23 protein-coding genes are annotated in these 22,914 nt (G+C 52.7%); all 23 read left to right on the forward strand.

From position 1 onward, the window contains the following. Positions 1–7 precede the first annotated feature (7 nt). The 23 genes from tssB to O9K67_RS10880 all read left to right on the forward strand — a co-directional run bounded on the left by tssB (position 8) and on the right by O9K67_RS10880 (position 22,777). Positions 8–532: a type VI secretion system contractile sheath small subunit gene (gene tssB, locus O9K67_RS10770; protein WP_061496513.1), complete on the forward strand. Its 525-nt coding sequence runs from the start codon at positions 8–10 to the stop codon at positions 530–532. Positions 533–535: 3 nt separating this feature from the next. After that, positions 536–2,038, forward strand: a complete 1,503-nt coding sequence (gene tssC / locus O9K67_RS10775; RefSeq protein ID WP_061496511.1) for a type VI secretion system contractile sheath large subunit — start codon at positions 536–538, stop codon at positions 2,036–2,038. 19 nt (positions 2,039–2,057) lie between these two features. Continuing rightward, a complete protein-coding gene (locus tag O9K67_RS10780) occupies positions 2,058–2,534 on the forward strand; it encodes a Rap1a/Tai family immunity protein (RefSeq protein WP_271044655.1) in 477 nt (158 codons plus the stop codon). 271 nt (positions 2,535–2,805) lie between these two features. Beyond that, positions 2,806–3,288 (forward strand): Hcp family type VI secretion system effector, encoded by a 483-nt coding sequence (locus O9K67_RS10785; protein WP_061496507.1) that lies wholly within the window; start codon positions 2,806–2,808, stop codon positions 3,286–3,288. Between the two features lie 49 nt (positions 3,289–3,337). Beyond that, positions 3,338–3,793, forward strand: coding sequence for a DUF5675 family protein (locus O9K67_RS10790; protein WP_061496506.1), 456 nt, complete (start codon positions 3,338–3,340; stop codon positions 3,791–3,793). Positions 3,794–3,797: 4 nt separating this feature from the next. Further along, positions 3,798–4,469, forward strand: a complete 672-nt coding sequence (locus O9K67_RS10795) for a hypothetical protein (RefSeq protein ID WP_061496504.1) — start codon at positions 3,798–3,800, stop codon at positions 4,467–4,469. Positions 4,470–4,520: 51 nt separating this feature from the next. Continuing rightward, the gene (locus O9K67_RS10800; RefSeq protein WP_082794176.1) at positions 4,521–5,351 is read left to right on the forward strand and encodes a lysozyme inhibitor LprI family protein; all 831 of its coding nucleotides are present in this window, start codon (positions 4,521–4,523) and stop codon (positions 5,349–5,351) included. Between the two features lie 146 nt (positions 5,352–5,497). Further along, positions 5,498–7,342: a type VI secretion system-associated FHA domain protein TagH gene (gene tagH, locus O9K67_RS10805; RefSeq protein ID WP_061496500.1), complete on the forward strand. Its 1,845-nt coding sequence runs from the start codon at positions 5,498–5,500 to the stop codon at positions 7,340–7,342. Further along, positions 7,339–8,133, forward strand: a complete 795-nt coding sequence (locus O9K67_RS10810) for a PP2C family protein-serine/threonine phosphatase (protein ID WP_061496498.1) — start codon at positions 7,339–7,341, stop codon at positions 8,131–8,133. The genes tagH and O9K67_RS10810 overlap by 4 nt, the downstream gene beginning before the upstream one ends. Positions 8,134–8,153: 20 nt before the next feature. Beyond that, positions 8,154–9,137 (forward strand): hypothetical protein, encoded by a 984-nt coding sequence (locus O9K67_RS10815; protein ID WP_061496496.1) that lies wholly within the window; start codon positions 8,154–8,156, stop codon positions 9,135–9,137. A 10-nt stretch (positions 9,138–9,147) separates the two neighbouring features. After that, the gene (locus O9K67_RS10820) at positions 9,148–9,960 is read left to right on the forward strand and encodes a type VI secretion system accessory protein TagJ (RefSeq protein WP_061496494.1); all 813 of its coding nucleotides are present in this window, start codon (positions 9,148–9,150) and stop codon (positions 9,958–9,960) included. Next, positions 9,953–10,522, forward strand: a complete 570-nt coding sequence (gene tssE / locus O9K67_RS10825) for a type VI secretion system baseplate subunit TssE (protein ID WP_061496492.1) — start codon at positions 9,953–9,955, stop codon at positions 10,520–10,522. Before O9K67_RS10820 ends, tssE begins: the two co-directional genes overlap by 8 nt. A gap of 2 nt (positions 10,523–10,524) precedes the next feature. Then, positions 10,525–12,396, forward strand: coding sequence for a type VI secretion system baseplate subunit TssF (tssF, locus tag O9K67_RS10830; protein WP_061496491.1), 1,872 nt, complete (start codon positions 10,525–10,527; stop codon positions 12,394–12,396). Then, entirely contained in the window at positions 12,393–13,436 is a 1,044-nt protein-coding gene (gene tssG, locus O9K67_RS10835) for a type VI secretion system baseplate subunit TssG (RefSeq protein WP_061496489.1), read from the forward strand. The genes tssF and tssG overlap by 4 nt, the downstream gene beginning before the upstream one ends. Positions 13,437–13,479: 43 nt before the next feature. Then, positions 13,480–16,095: a type VI secretion system ATPase TssH gene (gene tssH / locus O9K67_RS10840; RefSeq protein WP_061496488.1), complete on the forward strand. Its 2,616-nt coding sequence runs from the start codon at positions 13,480–13,482 to the stop codon at positions 16,093–16,095. A 26-nt stretch (positions 16,096–16,121) separates the two neighbouring features. After that, positions 16,122–17,579 (forward strand): serine/threonine protein kinase, encoded by a 1,458-nt coding sequence (locus O9K67_RS10845; RefSeq protein ID WP_061496486.1) that lies wholly within the window; start codon positions 16,122–16,124, stop codon positions 17,577–17,579. A 150-nt stretch (positions 17,580–17,729) separates the two neighbouring features. Then, on the forward strand, positions 17,730–18,110 hold the full coding sequence (locus O9K67_RS10850; RefSeq protein ID WP_061496485.1) for a DcrB-related protein: 381 nt from the start codon (positions 17,730–17,732) through the stop codon (positions 18,108–18,110). A 59-nt stretch (positions 18,111–18,169) separates the two neighbouring features. Next, positions 18,170–20,431 (forward strand): type VI secretion system Vgr family protein, encoded by a 2,262-nt coding sequence (locus tag O9K67_RS10855; RefSeq protein WP_061496483.1) that lies wholly within the window; start codon positions 18,170–18,172, stop codon positions 20,429–20,431. A 14-nt stretch (positions 20,432–20,445) separates the two neighbouring features. Further along, a complete protein-coding gene (locus O9K67_RS10860) occupies positions 20,446–20,838 on the forward strand; it encodes a hypothetical protein (RefSeq protein WP_071890034.1) in 393 nt (130 codons plus the stop codon). A 179-nt stretch (positions 20,839–21,017) separates the two neighbouring features. Further along, positions 21,018–21,419, forward strand: a complete 402-nt coding sequence (locus O9K67_RS10865) for a DUF3592 domain-containing protein (protein ID WP_148654715.1) — start codon at positions 21,018–21,020, stop codon at positions 21,417–21,419. A gap of 68 nt (positions 21,420–21,487) precedes the next feature. After that, complete coding sequence (locus O9K67_RS10870) at positions 21,488–21,802, forward strand: hypothetical protein (RefSeq protein ID WP_061496477.1); 315 nt, start codon at positions 21,488–21,490, stop codon at positions 21,800–21,802. A gap of 77 nt (positions 21,803–21,879) precedes the next feature. Beyond that, positions 21,880–22,308 (forward strand): hypothetical protein, encoded by a 429-nt coding sequence (locus O9K67_RS10875; RefSeq protein WP_061496475.1) that lies wholly within the window; start codon positions 21,880–21,882, stop codon positions 22,306–22,308. 79 nt (positions 22,309–22,387) lie between these two features. Continuing rightward, the gene (locus O9K67_RS10880; RefSeq protein WP_061496473.1) at positions 22,388–22,777 is read left to right on the forward strand and encodes a hypothetical protein; all 390 of its coding nucleotides are present in this window, start codon (positions 22,388–22,390) and stop codon (positions 22,775–22,777) included. Positions 22,778–22,914 lie beyond the last annotated feature (137 nt).

A 22,914-nucleotide genomic window follows, 5' to 3' on the forward strand; every position in this document is an offset into this window, starting at 1 on the left:
GAACATCATGGCAATAAGTAACAGTGGTCAGAAATTTATCGCACGTAACCGTGCGCCGCGCGTACAGATTGAGTACGACGTGGAAGTCTACGGCGCGGAGCGCAAAATCCAGCTTCCGTTTGTAATGGGCGTTATGGCGGACCTGGTCGGTAAGCCGGTGGAAAACTTACCCTCTATCGAGGATCGTAAATTCCTCGAAATCGACGTCGACAACTTCGATGAGCGTATGAAAGCGCTGAAACCGCGTGTGGCGTTTAATGTAGACAACACCCTGACCGGCGAAGGTCGCCTGAATGTGGATCTGACCTTCGACAGCATGGACGATTTCCTGCCGGACGCCGTCGCCCGCAAAGTCGAACCCCTGAACAAACTGCTGGAAGCCCGTACTCAACTTTCCAACCTGCTAACCTATATGGACGGTAAAAACGGTGCGGAAGAGTTGATCGCCAAAGTGTTGCAGGATCCAACACTGCTGAAATCTCTCAGCCAGTTACCCAATAGTGACGAAGCCGCGCAAGGTAAAGAGGAGTAAACCATGAGCAATCCTTCTCAACTGCAAGAACAACAGCAGGGCGCGCAGGCTTTTAGCCAGGATGAATTTAGCGCGTTGTTGAGTAAAGAGTTCCGTCCGAAAACGGACCAGGCGCGCTCCGCAGTCGAAAGCGCGGTGAAAACCCTGGCCCAGCAGGCACTGGAAAACACCGTTACGTTTTCCAACGACACCTACCGTACCATTCAGAATCTGATTGCCGGTATTGATGAAAAACTGTCGCAGCAGATTAACCAGATCATTCACCACGAAGAGTTCCAGAAACTGGAAAGCGCCTGGCGTGGGCTGAACCACCTGGTGAACAACACTGAAACCGATGAGATGCTGAAAATCCGCTTTATGAGCATCTCCAAGCAGGAACTGGGGCGCAACCTGAAGCGCTTTAAAGGTGTCGGCTGGGATCAGAGCCCGCTGTTCAAGAAAATCTATGAAGAAGAGTACGGCCAGTTCGGTGGTGAACCGTTTGGCTGCCTGGTAGGCGACTATTACTTTGACCACAGTCCGCAGGATGTGGAACTGCTTGGCGAAATGGCGCGCATCGGCGCGGCGGCACACTGTCCGTTTATTACCGGTACAGCGCCAAGCGTCATGCAAATGGAGTCCTGGCAAGAGCTGGCGAACCCGCGCGATCTGACCAAAATATTCCAGAACACCGAATACGCTGCCTGGCGTTCGTTGCGTGAATCAGAAGATGCGCGCTACCTCGGTCTGGTTATGCCGCGCTTCCTGTCGCGTCTGCCGTACGGTATTCGCACCAATCCGGTGGACAGCTTCGACTTTGAAGAAGAAACCGATGGTGCAAACCACAATAACTATTCATGGGCTAACGCCGCCTATGCGATGGCAACCAACATCAACCGCTCTTTCAAAGAGTACGGTTGGTGCACCTCGATCCGCGGTGTGGAATCAGGTGGTGCGGTGGAAAACCTGCCGTGTCATACCTTCCCGAGCGATGATGGTGGCGTGGACATGAAGTGTCCAACCGAGATTGCTATCAGCGACCGTCGCGAAGCAGAACTGGCGAAAAACGGCTTTATGCCGTTGATCCATCGCAAAAACTCCGACTTTGCTGCCTTTATCGGTGCACAGTCGTTGCAGAAACCGATGGAATATCATGATGCCGATGCGACGGCTAACGCGCGGTTGGCTTCGCGTTTGCCGTATCTGTTCGCTTGCTGCCGTTTTGCGCACTACCTGAAGTGCATCGTGCGTGACAAAATTGGTTCTTTCCGTGAGCGCGACGAAATGGAGCGCTGGCTGAACGACTGGGTGATGAACTACGTCGACGGTGATCCGGCGAACTCATCTCAGGAAACCAAAGCCCGCAAACCGCTGGCAGCAGCAGAAGTGCAGGTGCAGGAGATCGAAGATAACCCGGGCTACTATGCTGCTAAGTTCTTCCTGCGCCCGCATTATCAACTGGAAGGCCTGACAGTTTCTCTGCGTCTGGTATCTAAACTGCCGTCGCTGAAAACCAAGGAAGCGTAAGTAAAACAGGCCGTAAGCCATGATTGTTTACGGCCTGAAGGATTTTGTCAGGGATCGAGGACAGGGAATGAAAATTCATACAGTGATAGCAAGCAGTCTGCTGATTTTATCGGCGATGACCAGCGCGCAGACTCAATATTATGAATATCCCAGAAGCGAATCGTTGCCGGAAGATGATAGCTCGGTTTTCCCACGAGATCCTGCACTGCTTACCCATCAGGATCTTCATATGAGTGGAGAACGCTTTTTCACTGCGTGGACATCCAGAACCAACGAGCGTGAACGCATCAAAGCGGATCTCTATCTGTTAGGAGTACTGGATACCACGGAAGGAAAAGCTTGGTGCGGTTATAACCGACTAAAAGCGATTTCGATACACGAAGTGGTTTATTCGTATTTTACTGCGCAGCCGGCTGCGCGTTTACAGCATGAACGCGCCACCACGCTTATTCTTGAAGCAATGACTCAAAACGGTAAATGCAATAAAAGAAAATAATCGCGAAACAGATGATACGTCAGAATTATCTGATTTCAGAATTGCGCCATTTTCTTTAATAAAGTGCGGATACATTTAGCTACACACAGAATTGATGAATTATTCCTCTCATGTCGAGGGAATGAGTATTTCTGAATGGATATATCATCTATTCGGGAATAATAGAGGCAGAGGTAAAATATGGACGGTTTTATTCGGCCCCATGCTTACCCGTTTGCCATATAAGCGCTTTTTCGAAAGCAATATTTATCATTAACGAAGAGTAAATATTATGGCTATTGATATGTTTCTGAAGGTCGATGGAGTTACGGGTGAATCGAAAGACTCTAACCACACCGGCTGGACTGATATCACATCTTTTTCCTGGGGTGCATCACAACCTGGAAATATGAGCGTTGGCGGTGGCGGCGGTGCCGGTAAAGTCAATTTCAACGACCTGCATGTTAACGCACTCATTGATAAATCGACTACCGCTATCCTGAAACACTGCGCTAGCGGTAAACACCTGAGCAAAGTTGAACTGTCTGTTTGCAAAGCAGGCGGTCAACAGGTTGAATATGCACGCATTACTCTGGAAGATGTGCTGGTAACATCTGTTCAGTACACCGGCGCAGACAATGGCGACACCGTGGGTGTTACCTACGCATTCCAGGCTGCGAAAGTGAAACAGCAGTACTGGGAGCAGTCTTCTTCCGGCGGTAAAGGTGCAGAAACCACCGCAGGCTGGAACATCAAGGAAAACAAAGAGGCGTAAGCGCTCATGGCGATCCCGCAAGGGATCGCTACTCTTTTCGGGATTGGGTATGGCTAATTATCTTATTTCTGTAAAACGCCTCTGGGAGACCAACAATTCTACCATTTCGACATACGAAATATCCGGAAGCACAATCAAAGGTTATTTTCTTGAGCGCCCCGGCCCTGATACCACGGTTTCGGGTCAGCTAAAACGTATACCTGAAGGCTCTTATCGCCTCAAATGGCATAACTCGAATATCTCATCCGTACAGGCTCACAATCCTGTGCCACTTCTTTACAACGCCGATGTGCCGCAATCTCGTTACATCCTTATCCACAACGGTAACTATCCCTATAACACCGAGGGATGTTTGTTAATCGGCGGCTCGAAGGGTACAGATTTTGTTGGTGGCAGCGTGCCGAAACTGACTGAGTTAAAAACATTTCTCACGGAGCACGGGATTGAAAACTTTACGCTGATGATCACTTCCTGCTATGTCACCTGCAACAACCAGAACGGTTAGGGTTATGTTAAAACGAATCATTATGCTGATGTTGTGCGTGCTTTGCGTCCTGCCTGCCATAGCGTCTCAGACGCTGAAAAATGGCGTGTTGCAGGCGTATTGGTTGCCGGTGTGGAATAACGAGGGGACGAAGAGCACCGCCGAGTTAAAGTACCGTTACTTTGTACTCAATACTTCCGGCAAGATCGATAAAGTGATCAATGTGACCTTTGCTGATAACGACGCCATCATCAACCGTGCGTTTTCGCATTTACCTCCTTCATTTCTGAAATATTCGGAAGGGCACGCAGAGCAGGCGGGTCAGTTAATCATCGAAGGATTGAAGGTGCAACCGGAGTGCGATCGTTCTCTCTACAGCGCAAAAGGCGTGACGTTCACTCCGATTGCCGGGCAACTTTCCGTGGCGAAAAATCTTGAGTTATCGGCAGGGTGTGAAGCGTATCCGTGGGCTGTGACTTATACACTGAAAGCGGGCCTCGAGGGCCAACATTTCAAGCAGCAACCCGAGGCAACGGCAAAAGATTTACAGCCTGTTCCTCCGGAGCAACCGCTGATTAAAATTGAGACTATTGACAGTAATTGGATCCGCGCTGCTGTGGTCGACCAAAGTAAAAACGATCTTATCGGTGAACCACAGGGTTACCTGCGTTTAGACACGTTACAGCCGATCAATTAAGGTACTGCGTTACGCCTGAAGACAATTGACAGCCGAGGAAAAGTAATAAAAATGCCCGGATGCACAGACACACTTAGACAGCACTACACACAGCTTTTCACTGTAGCCGCGCTTTTCGCAGCGGCAAACGCCGTTGCAGCGACACCAGGAGAAGGGATTAGCGGACAATGGCGCATTATTAGTGTCAATACCGATCAGCGTGCCATGACCTATCCCGCTACCAAATATAACGACCCACGACTGGTGGGGCGAGTTCTCAACTTCGGCCAGGATGCCATTCGTGGTGATGTGGATGGCGGTATTGACTGCCAGCAACCGACCTACAACTCCCAGCCAGAGATGACGCTGAATGCCGTCATTCAACAAACGTCCGGGGAGCATAATGATGCACCGGTTACCCCAGTGGCGGAGGATTACGAGTTAAATATTCCCGGTGATCAAAAAATTACGCCGCAGCTGGTCAGCTGTAAGCAGGGGCATCTGGGGCCGGACGGCGTGGTGATGAAAAACTGGGTTGCGTTGATCGCCGCTGACAGGTTGATCACAAACTGGTCAGAAAATGGTTATTTAATGTTGCAACGGGTAAAACCCGGCGAAAAAACCGCGCCGAGTTTTTTATGTAACGCTAAGCTAAGCACCGTTGAAAAAACCATTTGTGACAGTGATGAACTCTCTGCCTGGGATCGCAGTGTTACTGATGCATACCAGACCTGGCAGTCGGAACAGGAAGAGATCCAGCCGGCAGATAAGGCGGTAATGGACAAAATGAAATCAGAGCAGCGGGCCTGGCTGGCAAAACGTAATCAGTGCCAGAGTGATGCGGTCTGCATCACGAAAGCCATGCGTGAGCGCGTCTCTGAGATCATGAGCAAGGTCTATTAGCAGCCCTATAAAACAAGGACAGGTTTTGACCTGGCGCATCCGTGCCAGGTTACACCGCCACCGTAAATACTTGTTGTTGTCAAACGCAGCCGCTTTGACAAAAAACGGCGCCGTTTGAGTGCACATAACTCCAGCAGGAATACGCGATGCGATTCACTATTATTACCAGTAAGCCCGGTCATCAGCCGCCGCAAAGCCGCTGTGACTTTTATCCTCCGGGCGGCACCATTGGCCGCGGCACTGATAACAACCTGGTGTTGCCGGACAATGACCGCTCAATCTCACGTCTGCAAGCGATCGTCCATATTGCCGGAAACGGCGAGTGCCGTATTACCAACCGTGGTAACGTAACCCGCGTAGTGCTGAATGATATTCCGTTGGAGCGCGGACGCCAGGTTGAGCTTCAGGATGGCGATATTCTTGGCATTGATGACTATCGCATTGAAGTCACCGATCTTATCCAGGATACGCAACCGGTGAGCCGTATGGCCGCTAGCATGCAAGCGGAAATGTTCCCGCCGCCGGTTCAGACAGCGAAGCCCGCACCGGCCCGTGCACCGGCGGCTGCGCGTGGCACTTCGTCGGAAAATGCGCCAGCATCAGTACCGACAGAGATCTGGGACAGCCTGATGCAGGAGTTCTCCATCTCCGACAGCATCTCCAGCAGCCGTACCAAGCCGCAAGAGCCGCAGAATCTTAATCCGTTTGCGGCACCAAAAGAGCCGGAACGCAACCCGGAAGATCCGCTCTCATTACTGAATAACAACGAACCGCTGGTCACACCAAAATCGCTGGCTTCCGACCAGTTATTCAATGACGAGCCGTTGTTTAAAAATGACAGTATTTTCAATGACGCCACGCCGTCTGCGCTGGTCCCTCCGGTTGAACATACGTCAAAACCGCAAGCCGCCGATCAGGATGAACTGGATCCGTTGGCACTGTTCGGTGGGGGCAGCAGCAGTGCCCCGCAAGCACGTAGTGACGATCCGTTGGGCTTACTGAGTGGCGCGGCACCGTTAGCCAGCGTGGACGATATTGCGCCGATAAAACCGACACCCTCAGAGCCGCCCGCACCGCGCGCGATCATTACTGAGCCGGCTATCAGTGAGACCCCGGCAAACCCGCAACCGATCATTACCGATCTGAGCGCTGGCGATCTCACCGGCACGCCACTCTTCGCTGACGATGAGCCCGTTGTTGCAACGGAAGAGAACACCGAACCGCAGGACTATGCGGGGATCACGTTGCCGACGCCGCAGGCAGTGCAGCGTAGTGCTGCACAAACGCCAAGAGGACGCTTGCGTATTGATCCGGTTCAAAGCTATGCCGCGCAAAGTACGCCGTCGACCAGCAGCAGCGGTGATAGTGGCGATGTACTGAAAGGCGAATTGCTGGATGCCTTGCTCGAAGGGATGGGGCTCAGTGATATGCAACCGATCCCGCAGTTCGATAAAGAAAATATGCGCCAGTTTGGTCAGATGCTGAGTATGTTTTCGCAGGGCACCGTTGCGCTGTTATCTTCACGCTCCATCCTGAAACGTGGCGTGAAAGCGGACATGACGATGGTGCTGGATGATGCCAACAACCCGTTCAAACTGCTGCCATCCGGGAAAACGGTACTGATGCAGATGTTTGGTACGCGCATGCCGGGTTTTATGCCACCGAAAAAATCCGTTCGCGATGCGCTGATTGACCTGCAGGCGCACCAGCTAGGGATGATCTCCGGTATCCGCGCCATTATCGCGGCGATGCTGCAGTCGTTTAACCCGGAGCAACTCGAAGAAGATGCCAAACGTGACGGCGCGACAGCGCGGCTCGGTGTGTTATCGAACCGGAAAGCTGCGCTGTGGGACTACTTTGTGCGGACATACGCGCAAACCGCCGGTGAGATTGACGATGACTTCCACACGCTGTTTGGTGAAGCGTTCCTGCACGCTTACGACATGGAGGTCAACCAATACAAAGACTCACAAAGCGGATCGGAAGAATGAATATCAGCACCGCCTCAATATCCCGACAAGGCGAACGTGCCAGTAATCAGGATCAGACCGGCGAAACCATCGGTGAGCGCGCCGCGTGCTTTGTGGTCTGTGACGGTATCGCCGGCTTGCCCGGCGGTGACGTGGCGGCAGCGCTGGCGCGTAACGCAATCATCGCGCAGTTTGACGGTGATGCACACCTGAATGCTCAGTACATTCGTCGGTATGTGAACGACGCTAACCGCGCTATCCGCGAAGAGCAGAAAGCGGTGCAGGATTATCATCGAATGGGGACGACCCTGGTCAGTTTGTTTATCGACAGGGATTACAAGCTGGCCTACTGGGCGCACGCAGGCGACAGCCGTTTGTACCTGTTTCGCCGCGGCTGGTTGTACCATGTCACCACGGACCACAGTCTGGTGCAGCAAATGAAAGATGCGGGTCATCAGGTTGAAGGGATTAACGGTAACTTGCTTTACTTCGCGCTGGGTCTTGGCGAAGACGAGCGGGAACCCAGCTATAGCGATGTGGTGCCGATTGAAGATGGCGACGCCTTTCTACTGTGCACCGATGGCTTTTGGCACGGCGTGACGGAAGAACAGATGCAGCAATCCCTGCACATGGTTAATACGCCGGACGAATGGCTGACGTTAATGAATCAAATCCTGCTGAAAAACAGTGTCGGGGCGCAAACCCAGCAGGACAACTATAGCGCCGTAGCGGTGTGGATGGGCACGCCTCAAGAGACAACGTTGCTGCATTCGCTCTCTGAAGCCGCCCAGTTTTTCCCTCTTCGTGATTGATACAGCTTACAAGGACTTTTATGAAACTTTGGCTACCGGGTTTGGCGCTGCTCACTGTGTGTGCCAGCGTCCATGCAGAAAACTACCGCATCGTGCAATCGCCTTCGCAAAAACTGGATGTCTGGATCGACAACATCGCGGATAACACGCCCAAAAGCTGGTGCGCCCGTGAGCTGCCTCTGCGTATTGTCGCCAACGGTGATAAAAAAACCTCGGTGTTGAATAGCTTTTTACCGCGCGTGGGTTCGTTGCTGGAAAACCAGTGCGGCACCCTGACTCAGGTTCGCTGGAAACTGACCGATCCGCAGGGCGCGACACTCGCAGAAGGAACCGCAGATAAAGCGAAAGAGTGGGCTCCTGTTGTTACCTCTACCGGCTCGTCCACTTCTGCGGCTACCTCGACGGTGCTGACACCGCCGACCGGGCGTGCGGAAGATCTTTCTCCGCAGGCGAACCGTGCACCATGGCAGGAGTTCACCTTGCAGGATGGTTGCCATCTGCGTACCTTCTGGCAGGGAGACGCCAGCGCACCGGCGCTATTTATTCCGGCAAAAGAAGATGGCAAATGCGAGAAAGGCGGCTGGCTGAATGGCCGCAGTGAAGTCACGTCGCTTAGTGACGGTGTGGAAAAGAAAACCACCATGACCTTTGTGCATGGCTTCCCGGTGAGCGGGTTGAGTGAGAACGTCGACGCCGATCGCCTGCTGATCACCACCGTTAATAACGAGCGGATGGTCGTCAGTGAAGGTACGCTGGCACAGAGCTGGATGATTCTGCCCTATGTTCACGGTCTGAATGGCTGGAAGGCCAATGGCACCGTTGCAGTCGAAATCTCCCGCGATGTCGCCAGCGATGAAACCCGTCTGCGCGCGCGTCTTGAGGAAGTGCGTAAAGTCTGGACCCCGTGGTTTGAACCAGGCACTCGCCTGAATATCCTGCTGATTGATTCGTTGCACCCACAGTTACGCGACCCTGCGGTCGGGACCTACAAAACCCTGAACTAAAGGAGCGGTCATGAACACTCTGTTACACCAACTTGCGGGTGAATCACTGCACGAGAGTCTGGCTAAACTGGAAAGTCGCATCCGCACACAACCGGGCGATGCGGACTTACGCGCCGCGTTTGCGCAGTTGCTGTGTCTTGATGGCAACTGGCCTCGCGCACTGGCACAGTTAAAAAGTTGGGCGGCGCTGAAGCCGCAGGCTCAACCCACCGTTACCCTGCTGGAGCAGGCGATCAGCGGTGAACAACAGCGTGCAGAGGTGATGGCGGGGCGTGTTCGTCCGGTGACGCCTGACCGTCAGTGGCCGTGGCTGGCATCGATGATATCGGCGCTGGAGGCGGAACCCGCTGAGGCTGGCACACTACGTGAAGCCGCACTGGAGGTAGCCGAAGCGAATCCTGGTCAACTGACCACTCAGGATGGGCAGACAATCGCTTTTGACTGGTTGATGGATGGCGATTGCCGTTTTGGCCCGGTATGTGAAGCTATCGTCAATGGGCGTTATTTCTGGTTACCGTTCAGTGCCATTTCTGCCATGCAGTTCCAGCCGCCCGCAAGCGTAACCGATCTGGTATGGCGGCATACACTGGTGCGTTTGCAGGACGGTAGCGAGCAGGTGTGCCAGATTCCCGTGCGCTATCCGCTGAGTCATGATGCCGAGGATCGCTTCAAACTCTCCCGCGTCACAGAGTGGCAGACTTTGCCAGGCGACCTGTCGCAGTATGTCGGATTCGGTCAGAAGGTATGGCTGAACGACAGCGCGGAGTTCTCTTTACTGGACCTCGCGACAATCAGTTTCAATGCGGAACCGATGCATGAGTAATTCTGCGCAAGATCATGACAGCGATCTGCTGCGCAGCGGCTGGCGCTCCCGTCGTGGCAAAGAGACGGTCGGCGCACGCGATAAGATGCAGCCCTCGTTGCTTGATCGCCTGACCGACGATGCGCCGGACAAAGTGCAGGAGCCGGTTAACAGCAATCTGGTTTCCCATGCTGCACTGCGCCGTCATGTGCTGCGTGATCTGCAATGGTTATTTAATACCATCAATAATGAAGCCCAGCAGGATCTCTCCGGTTTTGATGAAGTGCGCCGCTCGGTGGTGAATTTCGGTGTTTCGCCGTTGGCGGGCAAGCGTATGTCTGATATCGAATGGCAGGATATCCAGCGCAAGCTCACCGACGCGATTTTGCATTTTGAACCGCGTATTTTGCCGCAGGGATTACAGGTGCGCTGTGTTTCTGATACCCAGTCACTGGATCTGCACAACGTCCTGACAATTGAAATCAAGGGCCGCCTGTGGTGCGTGCCTTATCCGCTGGAGTTTCTGTTCCGCACCGATGTGGACCTGGAAAACGGGCATTTCGAGTTGAAAGACGCGGGGTAACGATGGAAAGCAAATTACTCGAATACTACAACCGCGAGCTGGCCTGGCTGCGTGAGATGGGGCAGGAGTTTGCCGGGCGCTACCCGAAAGTAGCGGGGCGCCTTGGCATGCACGGTATGGATGTGGCCGATCCTTACGTCGAGCGTCTGATGGAAGGTTTTGCGTTCCTCACTTCGCGCGTGCAGCTTAAGATGGACGCGGAGTTTCCTCGCTTTTCTCAGCGTCTGTTGGAGATGATCGCACCCAATTACCTTGCGCCAACGCCCTCTATGGCGATTGCCGAGCTGCAACCGGACAGCGCAAAAGGGGATTTAAGCCACGGATTTGTGGTACCACGCGGCACCATGATGGACAGCCAGGTGATGAAAAAAAATGGCGTCACCTGTAGCTACACCACCGCGCATGATGTGACGCTACTGCCCCTGACCATCACTCAGGTTGAGCTGGGGGGCGTTCCCGCCGATCTGCCGCTGGCGCAGGTGGGATTGAGCCAGCGCGGCGCACAGAGCGCATTGCGCATTCGTCTGAGCTGTGATGGCCCGGTGAATCTTAGTCATCTGGATTTTGATCACCTTGAACTGTTCCTCAGCGGTCCGGATATGCAGGCGCTAAAACTGCTGGAACTGCTGATGGGCCATCAGGTTGGCATGCTATGTCAGGCGAATGGGCAAAAAACGCCGCCGCTCGTTCTGGCCGACGACGCCCTGCGTCAGGAGGGATTTAGTGCAAATCAGGCCCTGTTGCCGGACGATTTGCGTAATTTTGATGGCTATCGCTTGTTGCAGGAATATTTTGCCTTCCCGGCACGTTTTCTGTTTATCAGCCTGCACGGTTTGCGCCCGATGCTGGCGCAAAGTGGCGAAGCGAAATCCTTCGATATCATTATTCTGCTGGATAAAGCCGACGGGCAACTGGAGCGCGTGGTCGATAAAAACCATCTCGCGCTGCACTGTACGCCAGTGGTGAATCTGTTTCCGAAAATTGCGGAACGGCAGAAACTGAGCGACAACCTGCACGAATACCATTTGGTGGTGGATAACATTCGCCCACTGGATTATGAGATTTACGCGGTTACCAAAATTCATGCCAGCGTGGATGGGCAACGCGACGAGCAAACTTTTCGTCCGTTCTGGAGTAGCTGGAGTCAGGATAATGGCAATTATGGCGCTTATTTCTCGTTGCGCAGGGAACAACGCGCGCTTTCTGAGCATGCTCAGCGCTACGGTACGCGCACTGGTTATATCGGTTCCGAGGTATTTGCTTCCCTCGTCGATGAGCAACATGCGCCATGGCGTGAGGATTTACGCTATATCACCGCCGAAGTGCTCTGTACCAGCCGTGATCTGCCGCTGATGCTGCAACAGGAAATCGGCAATTTTGTCATGCCAGACTCCCTGCCAGTGAAATCCTTACAGTTACGCAAAGGTCCGACACCACCACGTCCGGCACTGGCGGAAGGGTTGAGTACCTGGCGGTTGATCAGCCAGTTACAGATGAATTATCTCAGCCTGATGGACGGTGATGAGGGTGAAGGGGCGGCCGCGCTGCGCCAGCTCTTAGGACTGTATACCCGGTTGGCGGAAGCGCCCGTCGCGCGCCAGATTGAAGGTGTACGCCACTGCGTGCTGGAGCCGGTGCATCGCCGGGTCCCTGAGCCGGGGCCGATTGTTTTTGCCCGCGGTACTGGTATCACGCTGACTGTTGATGAGCAGGCATTTTCCGGTTTCAGCCCCTATCTGTTTGGTAGCGTGCTGGAGCGCGTATTCGCCAGACTGGTGGGAATGAACAGCTTCACCGAGTTTACGCTGAAAACTCAGCAGCGCGGTGAAATTGGCTACTGGCCACCGCGGATGGGCAAGAGGGCGCTGATATGAGCGATACGCTTGCTGGTCCACCGGTCATCACCCGCGCAAATGCGCTACCGGAGTCCTTCTGGCAAAACGTGATGGCAACCCCGTGGCGTTACGATCTCTTTACCTTGTTGCGCCGTGTGGATGCACGGGGAGGGGAGCGCTATCCGTTGGGGCGTGCGCCGCTACCGCGATTTGAATCGCTGCGCATTGGACAGAAGCCGTCGCTGGGCTTTGCGCCATCTACGCTGGCGGGCGTCAGCAAACGCAAAGACTCGCCGCTGTACGACATCTCAATCTTAAGCTTTGGGTTGTTCGGCCCCAATGGGCCGTTGCCAGTACATCTGACAGAATATGCCAGCGAGCGTATTGATCATCACCAGGATGCCAGCCTGAGCGCCTTTGCCGATGTGTTTCATCACCGCCTGGCGCTGCTGTTTTACCGCGCCTGGGCTGATGCGCAGCCCACGGTGTCGCTCGACAGGCAAGACAATAAACGGTTTGAGCAGTATATCGCTTCGCTGGTGGGGATGGGGCAACCAGGACAACTGGAAAAAGGCAGCCTCAGTTCTCATGCCCGTTTTGCGCTGGCCGGGCATTTGACCCGTAATGGACGCGATCCGGAAGGGCTGGAGAAGATCCTGCGTAGCTATTTTAATGTGCCGGTGAGGATTGTTGAAAACGTCCCTCAGTGGATGCCGCTCAGCGAACGCGAGCGCGCGCGTTTACAGGGGGGGCGACATGCGCCACGTCTGGGACAGTCGGCATTTCTTGGGGAAGCCGTACGCGATGTGTGCCATAAATTTCGCATCGAAATTGGTCCTTTACCTGTCGATACCTATCGTCGGTTTTTGCCGGGTGAACAGTATGTCACCGCGTTACGTGACTGGGTGCGCCAGTATCTGGGCATTGAGTATCAGTGGGCGGTGAAAGTGATTTTGCGCAGCGAAGATGTTGCTGGCGCAGCGCTGGGCGGCTCAGGCCGCCTGGGGTACAGCGCCTGGCTGGGAGCACAACCGCAGCCAGAAGCGCGTGGAGATTTGGTTTTCAGCCCGGAGGGGTAACCCTTCCTGTTTTTAATCTGACGTACAACTAACGGATGAACTCATGTCAGAAATCAGCCGCGCCGTTTTGTTCGGCAAACTCGATACGCTGTTATTTACCTCGCTGGAAAGCGCCACCGCGTTTTGCAAACTGCGTGGCAACCCTTATGTAGAGCTGGTTCACTGGTTACATCAATTGATGCAGCAATCCGGCGGCGATCTGCAACAGGCTATCCGCCACTTCTCGCTGGATGAGCAAGCATTAACCCGTGATATCGTCGCGGCGCTGGACAAATTGCCACGCGGCGCCAGTTCAGTCTCTGATTTGTCTGAACATATTGATACCGCTGTGGAGCGCGCATGGGTTTACGGTTCTCTGAAGTTCGGTGTTAACCGCATTCGCGGCGGGCATCTGCTGGCAGGTATCCTGAAAACCTGGAGCCTGGCGACGGTATTGAAAGGCATCTCCCCGCAGTTTGAACGCATCAGCGCCGACGCTTTACTGGATAATTTCGACAGCATCTTTGCCGCCAGCAAAGAGACGCAGCAGTCGGTTGCGGCGCTGGATGACAGCAGCGCGGCGGTACCGCAGCAGCAGGGTACGCTGGCACAGTATGGTCAGGATCTGACCGCGCGGGCGCGTGACGGAAAAATTGACCCGGTGGTCGGGCGTGACGAAGAGATCCGCCAGATGGTGGATATTCTGATGCGTCGCCGCCAGAATAACCCGCTGCTGACCGGTGAAGCCGGGGTGGGTAAAACTGCCGTGGTGGAAGGCCTTGCGTTGCGGATTGCCGCAGGGGATGTGCCGGAACCACTGACCAATGTGCAGCTCTGGTTGCTGGATATCGGCATGTTACAGGCCGGTGCTGGCATGAAAGGTGAATTTGAAGCCCGCCTGCAATCGCTGATCAACGAAGTTCAGTCCAGCCCGACGCCAATTATTCTGTTTATCGATGAGATCCATACACTGATTGGTGCAGGTGGCCAACAAGGGACGGGCGATGCCGCAAACCTGCTGAAACCGGCGCTGGCGCGTGGTCAGTTGCGTACCATCGGTGCAACCACCTGGGCGGAATACAAAAAATACATTGAGAAAGATCCGGCGCTGACTCGCCGTTTCCAGACGGTACAGGTCGCCGAGCCTGATGAAGAGAAAGCCGTGCTGATGTTGCGCAGCACCGTGTCGGCGCTGGAGAAACACCATCGCGTATTGCTGCTGGATGAGGCCGTCGTCGCCGCGGTGAAATTGTCGCACCGTTATATTCCGGCACGTCAGTTACCGGACAAAGCCGTGGCGCTGCTGGATACGGCCTGTGCGCGTGTCGCGGTGAGCCAAAGTTCACCGCCGCCGCAACTGGAAGATTGCCTGCACCGTATGGCTGCGCTGGAGGTGGAAATTGACATCGCCACCCGTGAAGCCAAAATGGCGGCGGGTGACAGTGGTCGCGTAGTGGGTCTGCAATCCGATCTCGACAAACTTAGCGAACAGCGTGATGAATTGACCCGGCGCTGGGAACAGGAACAGGCGCTGGTGGATGCGATCATCGACCTGCGTGCGCAACTACATACTGCGCAGGAAGAGGAACTGGCCGGGTTGCGTGAAACGTTGGCGCAACAGCAGAGTACATTACGAGCCTTGCAGGGCGATGCGCCGTTGCTGTTTACGTCGGTGGATGCCAACGTGGTGGCGGCTGTCGTCTCCGACTGGACCGGCATTCCTCTGGGCCGAATGGTGAAAAACGAAATTGACGCGGTGCTGAAACTGGCGGACACCCTGAACGAACGTGTGATAGGTCAGCGTCATGGTCTGGAACTGATTGCCAAACGGGTGCGTACCTCGCGCGCTCGCCTTGACGATCCGAACAAGCCGGTCGGTGTGTTTATGCTGTGCGGCCCGTCTGGTGTGGGTAAAACCGAAACCGCGCTGGCGCTGGCGGAATCGCTCTACGGTGGTGAGCAAAACGTTATCACCATCAATATGAGTGAGTTCCAGGAAGCGCACACGGTGTCGACACTGAAAGGTGCGCCTCCGGGATATGTGGGCTATGGTGAGGGCGGCGTCTTAACGGAAGCCGTGCGTCGTCGCCCCTACAGCGTGGTATTGCTGGATGAAATCGAAAAAGCGCATCCTGACGTACATGAAATTTTCTTCCAGGTCTTCGATAAAGGCTGGATGGAAGACGGTGAAGGGCGTCATATCGACTTCCGCAATACCATTATTATTCTGACTTCCAACGTGGGGACGGAACTGATTACTGCGATGTGCGCCGATCCGGATTTGATGCCGGAACCGGATGCGCTGCGCGATGCGTTGCGCCCGCCGTTGCTACAGGTGTTCCCGCCTGCACTGCTTGGTCGTTTACTGGTGGTGCCGTACTTCCCGCTCAGCGATGAGATGCTGGCGATGATTGTCCGGCTGCAACTGAAGCGTATTCAACGGCGCCTGCAAGAGAACCACGGTATTGTGTCGGAAGTTGACGACAGCGTGGTGGAACAGATTGTTCAGCGCTGTACCGAAGTTGAATCCGGCGGCCGAATGGTGGACGCCATCCTTACCAATACACTGCTGCCGTTAATGAGCCAGCTATTACTCGACGCCAGCGCCCGCGACGAGCAATATAAGCGCTTACGTGTAACGTTCGAGCAGGGTGAGTTTCACTGTCAGTTTGCGGCGTAAAGCCATTATCAAGAGAGTTTTCCAATATGACGGATCACGATAACAACCGGAGTGTACCGAATGCGCTGCCGCCGGGATATCGCTTCAATGAGTTCGAAATTAAAGAAGTGATCGGCGGCGGTGGTTTTGGCATCGTCTATCGCGCCTGGGATCACCAGCTTGAGCGAACCATCGCGATTAAAGAATTTATGCCTTCTTCGCTGGCCGTACGTAACGATGACATGACGCTGGTGTTACGCAGTGAACGCTTCAGCAAAGCGTTTACCGCCGGGTTAAACAGCTTTATTCAGGAAGCGCGTTTGCTGGCGCGTTTTAATCACCCGAATCTTCTGCATGTACTGCGTTTTTGGGTGCAAAACGATACCGCCTACATGGGGACGGTGTTTTACAGTGGAACCACCCTCTCACGTCTGCGTGAGAAAAATCCCGCTCTGCTGAACGAAGCCTGGATCCGCCGCATGCTGCCGATGCTGCTGGGGGCGATCAAAACGATTCATGACGAAGGCTACCTGCACCGTGATATCTCGCTGGACAATATCCAGATTCAGGAGAATGGCTTACCGGTGCTGCTGGACTTTGGCTCTGCACGCCGCAGCATTGGCTCCATCTCTGATGAAACCGAAACTATGCTGCGTCCGGGTTATGCGCCCATCGAACAGTACACCGATGATAATGAAAGTGAGCAGGGGCCGTGGACCGATATTTATGCGTTAGGCGCGGTACTGCACACGCTGATTATTGGTTCACCGCCGCCGGTTAGCGTGGTGCGCAGTATTCAGGACACCTATATGCCGCTGACCCAGCGCAATCTGCCGGGGTATTCACCCTCGTTATTGCAGGCAGTTGATCGCGCGCTGGCGTTGAAAATGGAAGACCGTCCGCAAACGGTGGATGAGTTTGCCGCCCTGATTGAGATGCCGGTTGCCGGTCTTGATGATGTGCTGAGCGTGAAACAACCGGGCACCATGCTGGTACCGGTTGAAGAGACGGAAGAGAAACCGGCGGTTCTCGACTGGCGACGTTATAAAGTGCCTGGCCTGGTTGCTGCTGGCGTTGTGGTGGGGCTGGTGGCGGGCGGCATGCTGTTTAGCGGTGGATCGTCCAATGACAGTGCCGCAGCGCAAACAGCCAGCACGCAGAACGACGCTTCCGTGACACAACCTGCGCACCAGACGGCACCGGAAAACAGTGCCAGTTCACAGACTTCAGCGACGCCTGCACAATCTCAGCCCTCCACGCAGAGCGCTACGCCTGTGGCGACCCAAGGTGCGGTGGCGCAAATCTTTGTGCGCATGAACGAAGGCGAAAAACTGACACTCAACGGCGAATCTCAGTCCGTAACGCCTGCAACCAATGGCTTTGCCTCGCTGAAACTGCAACCAGGTCATTACGAACTGGTATTGCAGGGCAACGGTCAAACCCGTAGCCAGTCCTTCAATATTGCCAAAGCCGGCACCTGGTTGATTAATCCGCAACCGAAATAGTCATTGCCTGTCGGGCACTATCCTGCCCGGTCATGCATGGGGGAGAATACTCTCCCCCATGCCTCTCATTTGTCCATTGCGCCATAATGCAATGACTGCTTATTTCAAAAAATAACGATTGCATAGCCCGAAATATTAAAAGACAGAACTATGAATTTATTAACACACAGCGGTAATGGTGGCAGTGAATTTACGTTTGTCGTGTCTCGCGCCAGTGCACAAGCCGATGATAAAGTTCACACGATCGCCGCCCGAAAAACACGTGAGCTGGAAATGACCTTAACCGACTTTCACCTTGAGTCGTCACAAATGTTGGAAGTGGATGGTTATCCGGCTGTCGAGCTTTACTACCAGTTCAAAAATGACAACCATGTTATATATCAACGTCAGACGTTAATTCTGCTGGAGGATCCCTCTGTGGGCAAAAAAATGGTGAGCTATGTGGGCACCTGTCCGGGGGAGTTCAGTGAATATCACCAGAAACAGTATCAGGAAATTATTCAAAGCATCAAATTTCACCGGGCGAAATAAAGTGAGTTACGGGTGACTTAATATATTGATGCTGAACCAGGCGAAATGGAATAAATACTATGCAGAACAGAATAACCGTAAAATTGCCGGTAGACGGCTTACTATTCTGGAAACTGACCGGTCGCGAGGCGCTGTCGGAATCGTTCGCGCTGTCGCTGACGGTGTTAGGCACCGATGCACGCGTTGATCGCAGCAAATTACTTGGTCAGTCCGTCACGGTGGCAATCCCGACGCAGAGCAGCAATGGCACACGTTATATCAACGGTAAAATCACACGAGTTGCGGTCAGCGCCGTTGAACTTTCAGGCACCCGTTATGCGGTGTATCAACTTACGGTAGAACCGGATTTGTGGCCGATGAAGCGCGACCGCAACCTGCGTATCTTCCAGGGGCAGACTGTACCGCAGATTGTGAAAACGCTGCTGGGTGAATATCAGGTGAACCTGGAAGACAAGCTGACGGGCAGTTACCGTGTGTGGGATTACTGTGTCCAGTATCAGGAATCAAGTCTTGATTTTATTAGCCGTCTGATGGAACTGGAGGGGATTACGTACCACTTCCGTCACGAAGAAGATCGTCATGTGTTGGTACTCACGGATGCGGCAACGGAACTCAAACCGTTTAGCGGTTATGAAACCATTCCGTACCATCAGACGCCATCGGGTGGCAGCACCAGTGAGGAGGGGATCAGTCAGTGGGCGCTCGAAGATAGCGTAACGCCGGGGATCTATAGCCTTGATGACTACGATTTCCGCAAGCCCAATGCATGGTTATTCCAGGCACGGCAGAACCCTGCTTCACCACAGCCGGGCAGCATCGATGTGTACGACTGGCCGGGGCGCTTTGTCGAACACGGCCACGGCGAGTATTACGCGCGCATTCGTCAGGAGCGCTGGCAGGTGGAACACCAGCAGATTCAGGGAACAGCGACCGCCATTGGCGTGGCGCCGGGTAGCACTTTTGCGCTGTATAACGCGCCGTTCTTCAGCGACAACGGCGAGTACCTGACTACCGAAGCAAATTACTTCTTTGAGGAAAACCGCTACGCCAGCGGCAGTGACAGCGAAACGGAGCACCGTATCGATTTTACAGTGATACCTGCTTCGGTGGTGTACCGTCCCGCGGTCGTTACACCCTGGCCGAAAACTTACGGCCCGCAAACGGCGAAGGTGGTGGGGCCGGAAGGAGAGAGCATCTGGACCGATCGCTATGGCCGCATCAAGGTGAAATTCCATTGGGACAGGATGGCGAAAGGTGACGATACCAGTTCCTGCTGGGTACGCGTTTCGAGCGCCTGGGCAGGACAGGGATTTGGCGGGGTGCAGATCCCGCGTGTTGGCGATGAAGTGGTCATCGATTTTATCAACGGCGATCCGGATCGTCCGATGGTAACCGGACGTGTGTATAACGAAGCCAGCATGCCGCCGTGGTCACTACCGGATGATGCCACACGTATGGGGTTTATGACCCGCAGCAAGGATGGCAGCAAAGACAACGCTAGCTATTTATTCTTTGAAGACAGATTGGGTAATGAAGCCGTTGAATTGCATTCCGAGAAAGATATGAAAGTCTCGGTTGAGAATGACAAAACGGTCAACGTGGATGGAAACCGCACTACGACAATTCTGAAAGAACAAAGAGATGATGTCACTGGGGACGGTACGTTCTATTATCGAGCCAAACGCACCACAACGGTCGATCAGGCGGAAACCACTATTTTTAACAATAGCCAGACTGAAACCATTAAGAATGGACGAACACTGAATATTACCAGCGGTGGGGATGCTGTCAGCGTTAAAGGTGGTCGTGTCACCGATATTGAAGGGACGGAATTGCACCATGTGACTGAGCTGCTGACAGAAAAATATGACAGTGGTCAGATGACGACGATCGCATCCGGTGGACGAGTAGACACTATTGATGGTGGCGCAAGCACTAATATTCTTAGCGGCGATTGGAATCAGAGAGTAAATCAGGGTTCAGTAGCTATCACGAGTAAAGGGGAATTACATATCAAAAGTGATACAAAAGTTGTTATTGAAACGCCTGAGACAAATATCACATCGAAGGGGTGGCAGGTCTCTTTTACAGGTTCATCTTCGTCGTTCACTGGCGATTCCAACTCAGTAACCGGGTTCTCAATGGCAGCAACTGCATTAAGTATTTCTGCAACCGGTACTGGTGTAACGTGGTCTCCGTTGTCTATCTCTACGACGTTAACTAGTATCACACATAAGCCTATGAGTTATACAAGGTCACTATCCAGGATAGAAGATAGTTTGCAAACCACATTTGTCGGATTACTCCACCTTTTTATTTAGAATAAGTGATTTCCATGAAAATACTCGCCATTTCAATGATGCTGTTAGGTTTTTTTCTTTTTATTTTCTTTTTCATGACCAGTGTTAGAGGTATTAAGGATAAGGGAGAGACTTTCACCTTGCTCAAAAATTGGGCGGCCATATCACACCCACAAAAAAAAGGTGAGATGGCAATCGGTACGTTGATTAGCTGGAAGCAAACGTCAACGATGAATAACTTTGATTACTATTTTATTTTTACGTTTGAAGCAGAGATTGAAGGTAAGAAGAAAACGTATAACGCTGCTGCGGTTGTTAAAGTCGCTGACATCAGTAAACTCAAAAAAGGCCTGCCAATGACGTTTAAATACACCGGTAACCCACCGGACAAGTTAGCGGTGATCGATGTCATTTATGATCCGCAATAGAATGTATAAATCCGAAGCATTGCTTCGTCTCTGGTCTGGCAAATGCATTTGCTTAAAAAAGGTCTCAGGATCAAGGTTAAGAAAGGCAGCAAAAAACGTATTGCGGTGACAAACATGGCGGTTGCGGATTGCTGAACCTCTTCTGCATGCGCGAAAGATTTTAATTTTACCGTTCAGGAATGGCTGAAATGGAAACAGTAATGCTGAGTATCAGCATCTTCTTTGCCACGTTTTTTCTTTTAGGGTTTATCACCCTTATTGTGGTGATGCTGCGCAACGATGCGAAAAAAGAGAAAGTAAAAAAAGAGATCCGTGAGCACGGAATTTTGACGCTGGCGACCATCAAACGTGTCTTTAGTCGCTCTGGTGGCAACTCAGGCTATATCAATGCCACGCTGGAGTTGGTTTTTGAAACCGAAGATGGAAGCAAAATTGCCTGTAAAGCAGATACGGTGATTGATGCACTCTCCATACAGAAATATCAAGCCGGTGAACAAATCCCATTACGCTATCTGCCTGCTGATCCGCATAAAAATATGCTCGATGTACCCAGTACGTTTGAGTTAATGAAACGGCATTAATAGCAATGACAATTTTTACCTTTTTAAAATGCCAGTAGACTCTTTAATGATGTAAGGGATAGCCAATTATGATGGGATTTATCGCGTTAGTTGTTGCTTTAATCGCTATCTACTTTTTTTGCAGTATTTCCGTTAAACGGCACGAAAAAATTATCCGCGATGGACGACCGATCATGGCGATCATTAAAAGCATACGCGCTGCCGCCAGCGATGGTTCAGGCTATATGAACGTGGAATATGTCCTGAATGCTGAAGGTCGGGTTCTTAAGAGAAAAGAATCGATTAATCCTCTCTATGCACCACAGTTACAGCCAGGAATGACAATAAAAATCATGTACGTAGATGATAAACAATTTGTACTGATGTTTAACGAACAGGCGTGACGAATCGGAGCGTCAATACGATATCATGATGCCATGAAACCGACAGATCTCCTGGCAGTACGTTGAGATGGGAAACTATGGAAATCGTTGCGTATGTCCTCGCTGCTCTGTGCCTGTTACTGGCGTATGTGCTGCTTTATTTTCTCCTGCGAAGTGTAAAAACGCAGGGTGACGACTACCAGATGCAAAAAAACTGGCTGGCGTTAGCCAGGCCGAAAATTGCCAGTAAAGCTGTGTCAGGCCAATTACTGGACTGGAAAAAGACTTCCGCTATCAAAGGCAACGATCACTATTATATTTTGACCTTTACCGCCGCGTTGGCACGCCAGAAAAAGCGCTATCGCGCCGCTGCGGTTCTTTCCGATTCCGAGGCGGCAACGCTTACTACAGGACTGCCCATTGTGGTGAAATACAGTACACACTCCCCAAAAAAGATGGCGGTTGTTGCCGTGAATGCGTCCACAGCGCCGGGTGAGGCTGAAAAATCACCTCACGATAATCAGTAAGCGAACAAGCAATGTCGACAGACCGCAGATCCCCGGTGGTCGGTAACGTGCCCGTGTGTACAGGCACTGATGAGAGGGCATGATGGTTAATATTTCCGGGTTTCTGGTGTTATTGGCTGTGACACTCCTTGCTATCTCTCTTTTGGTCTACCGCATGCGTAACGTTGCGCCAAAAGGGGAGGCATTACTGATCGCGGAGTGTATCTCACAAAGCAGCTGGCACGGGCCGTTACGGGAAGCGCAACTGGAGACATGGCAACAAACTGACATAATGCATCAATCCGATTACTATTTTATTCTCACGTTTACCCTTGAAATTGCCCGGCAGAAGCAACAAAAATCTGCAGCCTTTATTATCAGAAGCGCCGATATTGGACTTTTGAAACGAGGAAGCAGAGTGCTGGTGAAATATCAGGGATTGCATGCCAAACGAATTGCGGTTGTAGAAGTACGCTTTAATGAGAAGTAACAGGGATAATCATTGAATATATGCCTTACCTGAAAGACCTTGTTTATTTTTCCCATTGAGGTTTGTGTCGGCAGTTATCTAATCCACCGACTTGCCGTGACCCATATTCATTTCTCGTGATAATGCCATGGTGTCAT

It is taken from the genome of Kosakonia oryzendophytica (assembly GCF_027886705.1).
Lineage (GTDB): Bacteria > Pseudomonadota > Gammaproteobacteria > Enterobacterales > Enterobacteriaceae > Kosakonia > Kosakonia oryzendophytica.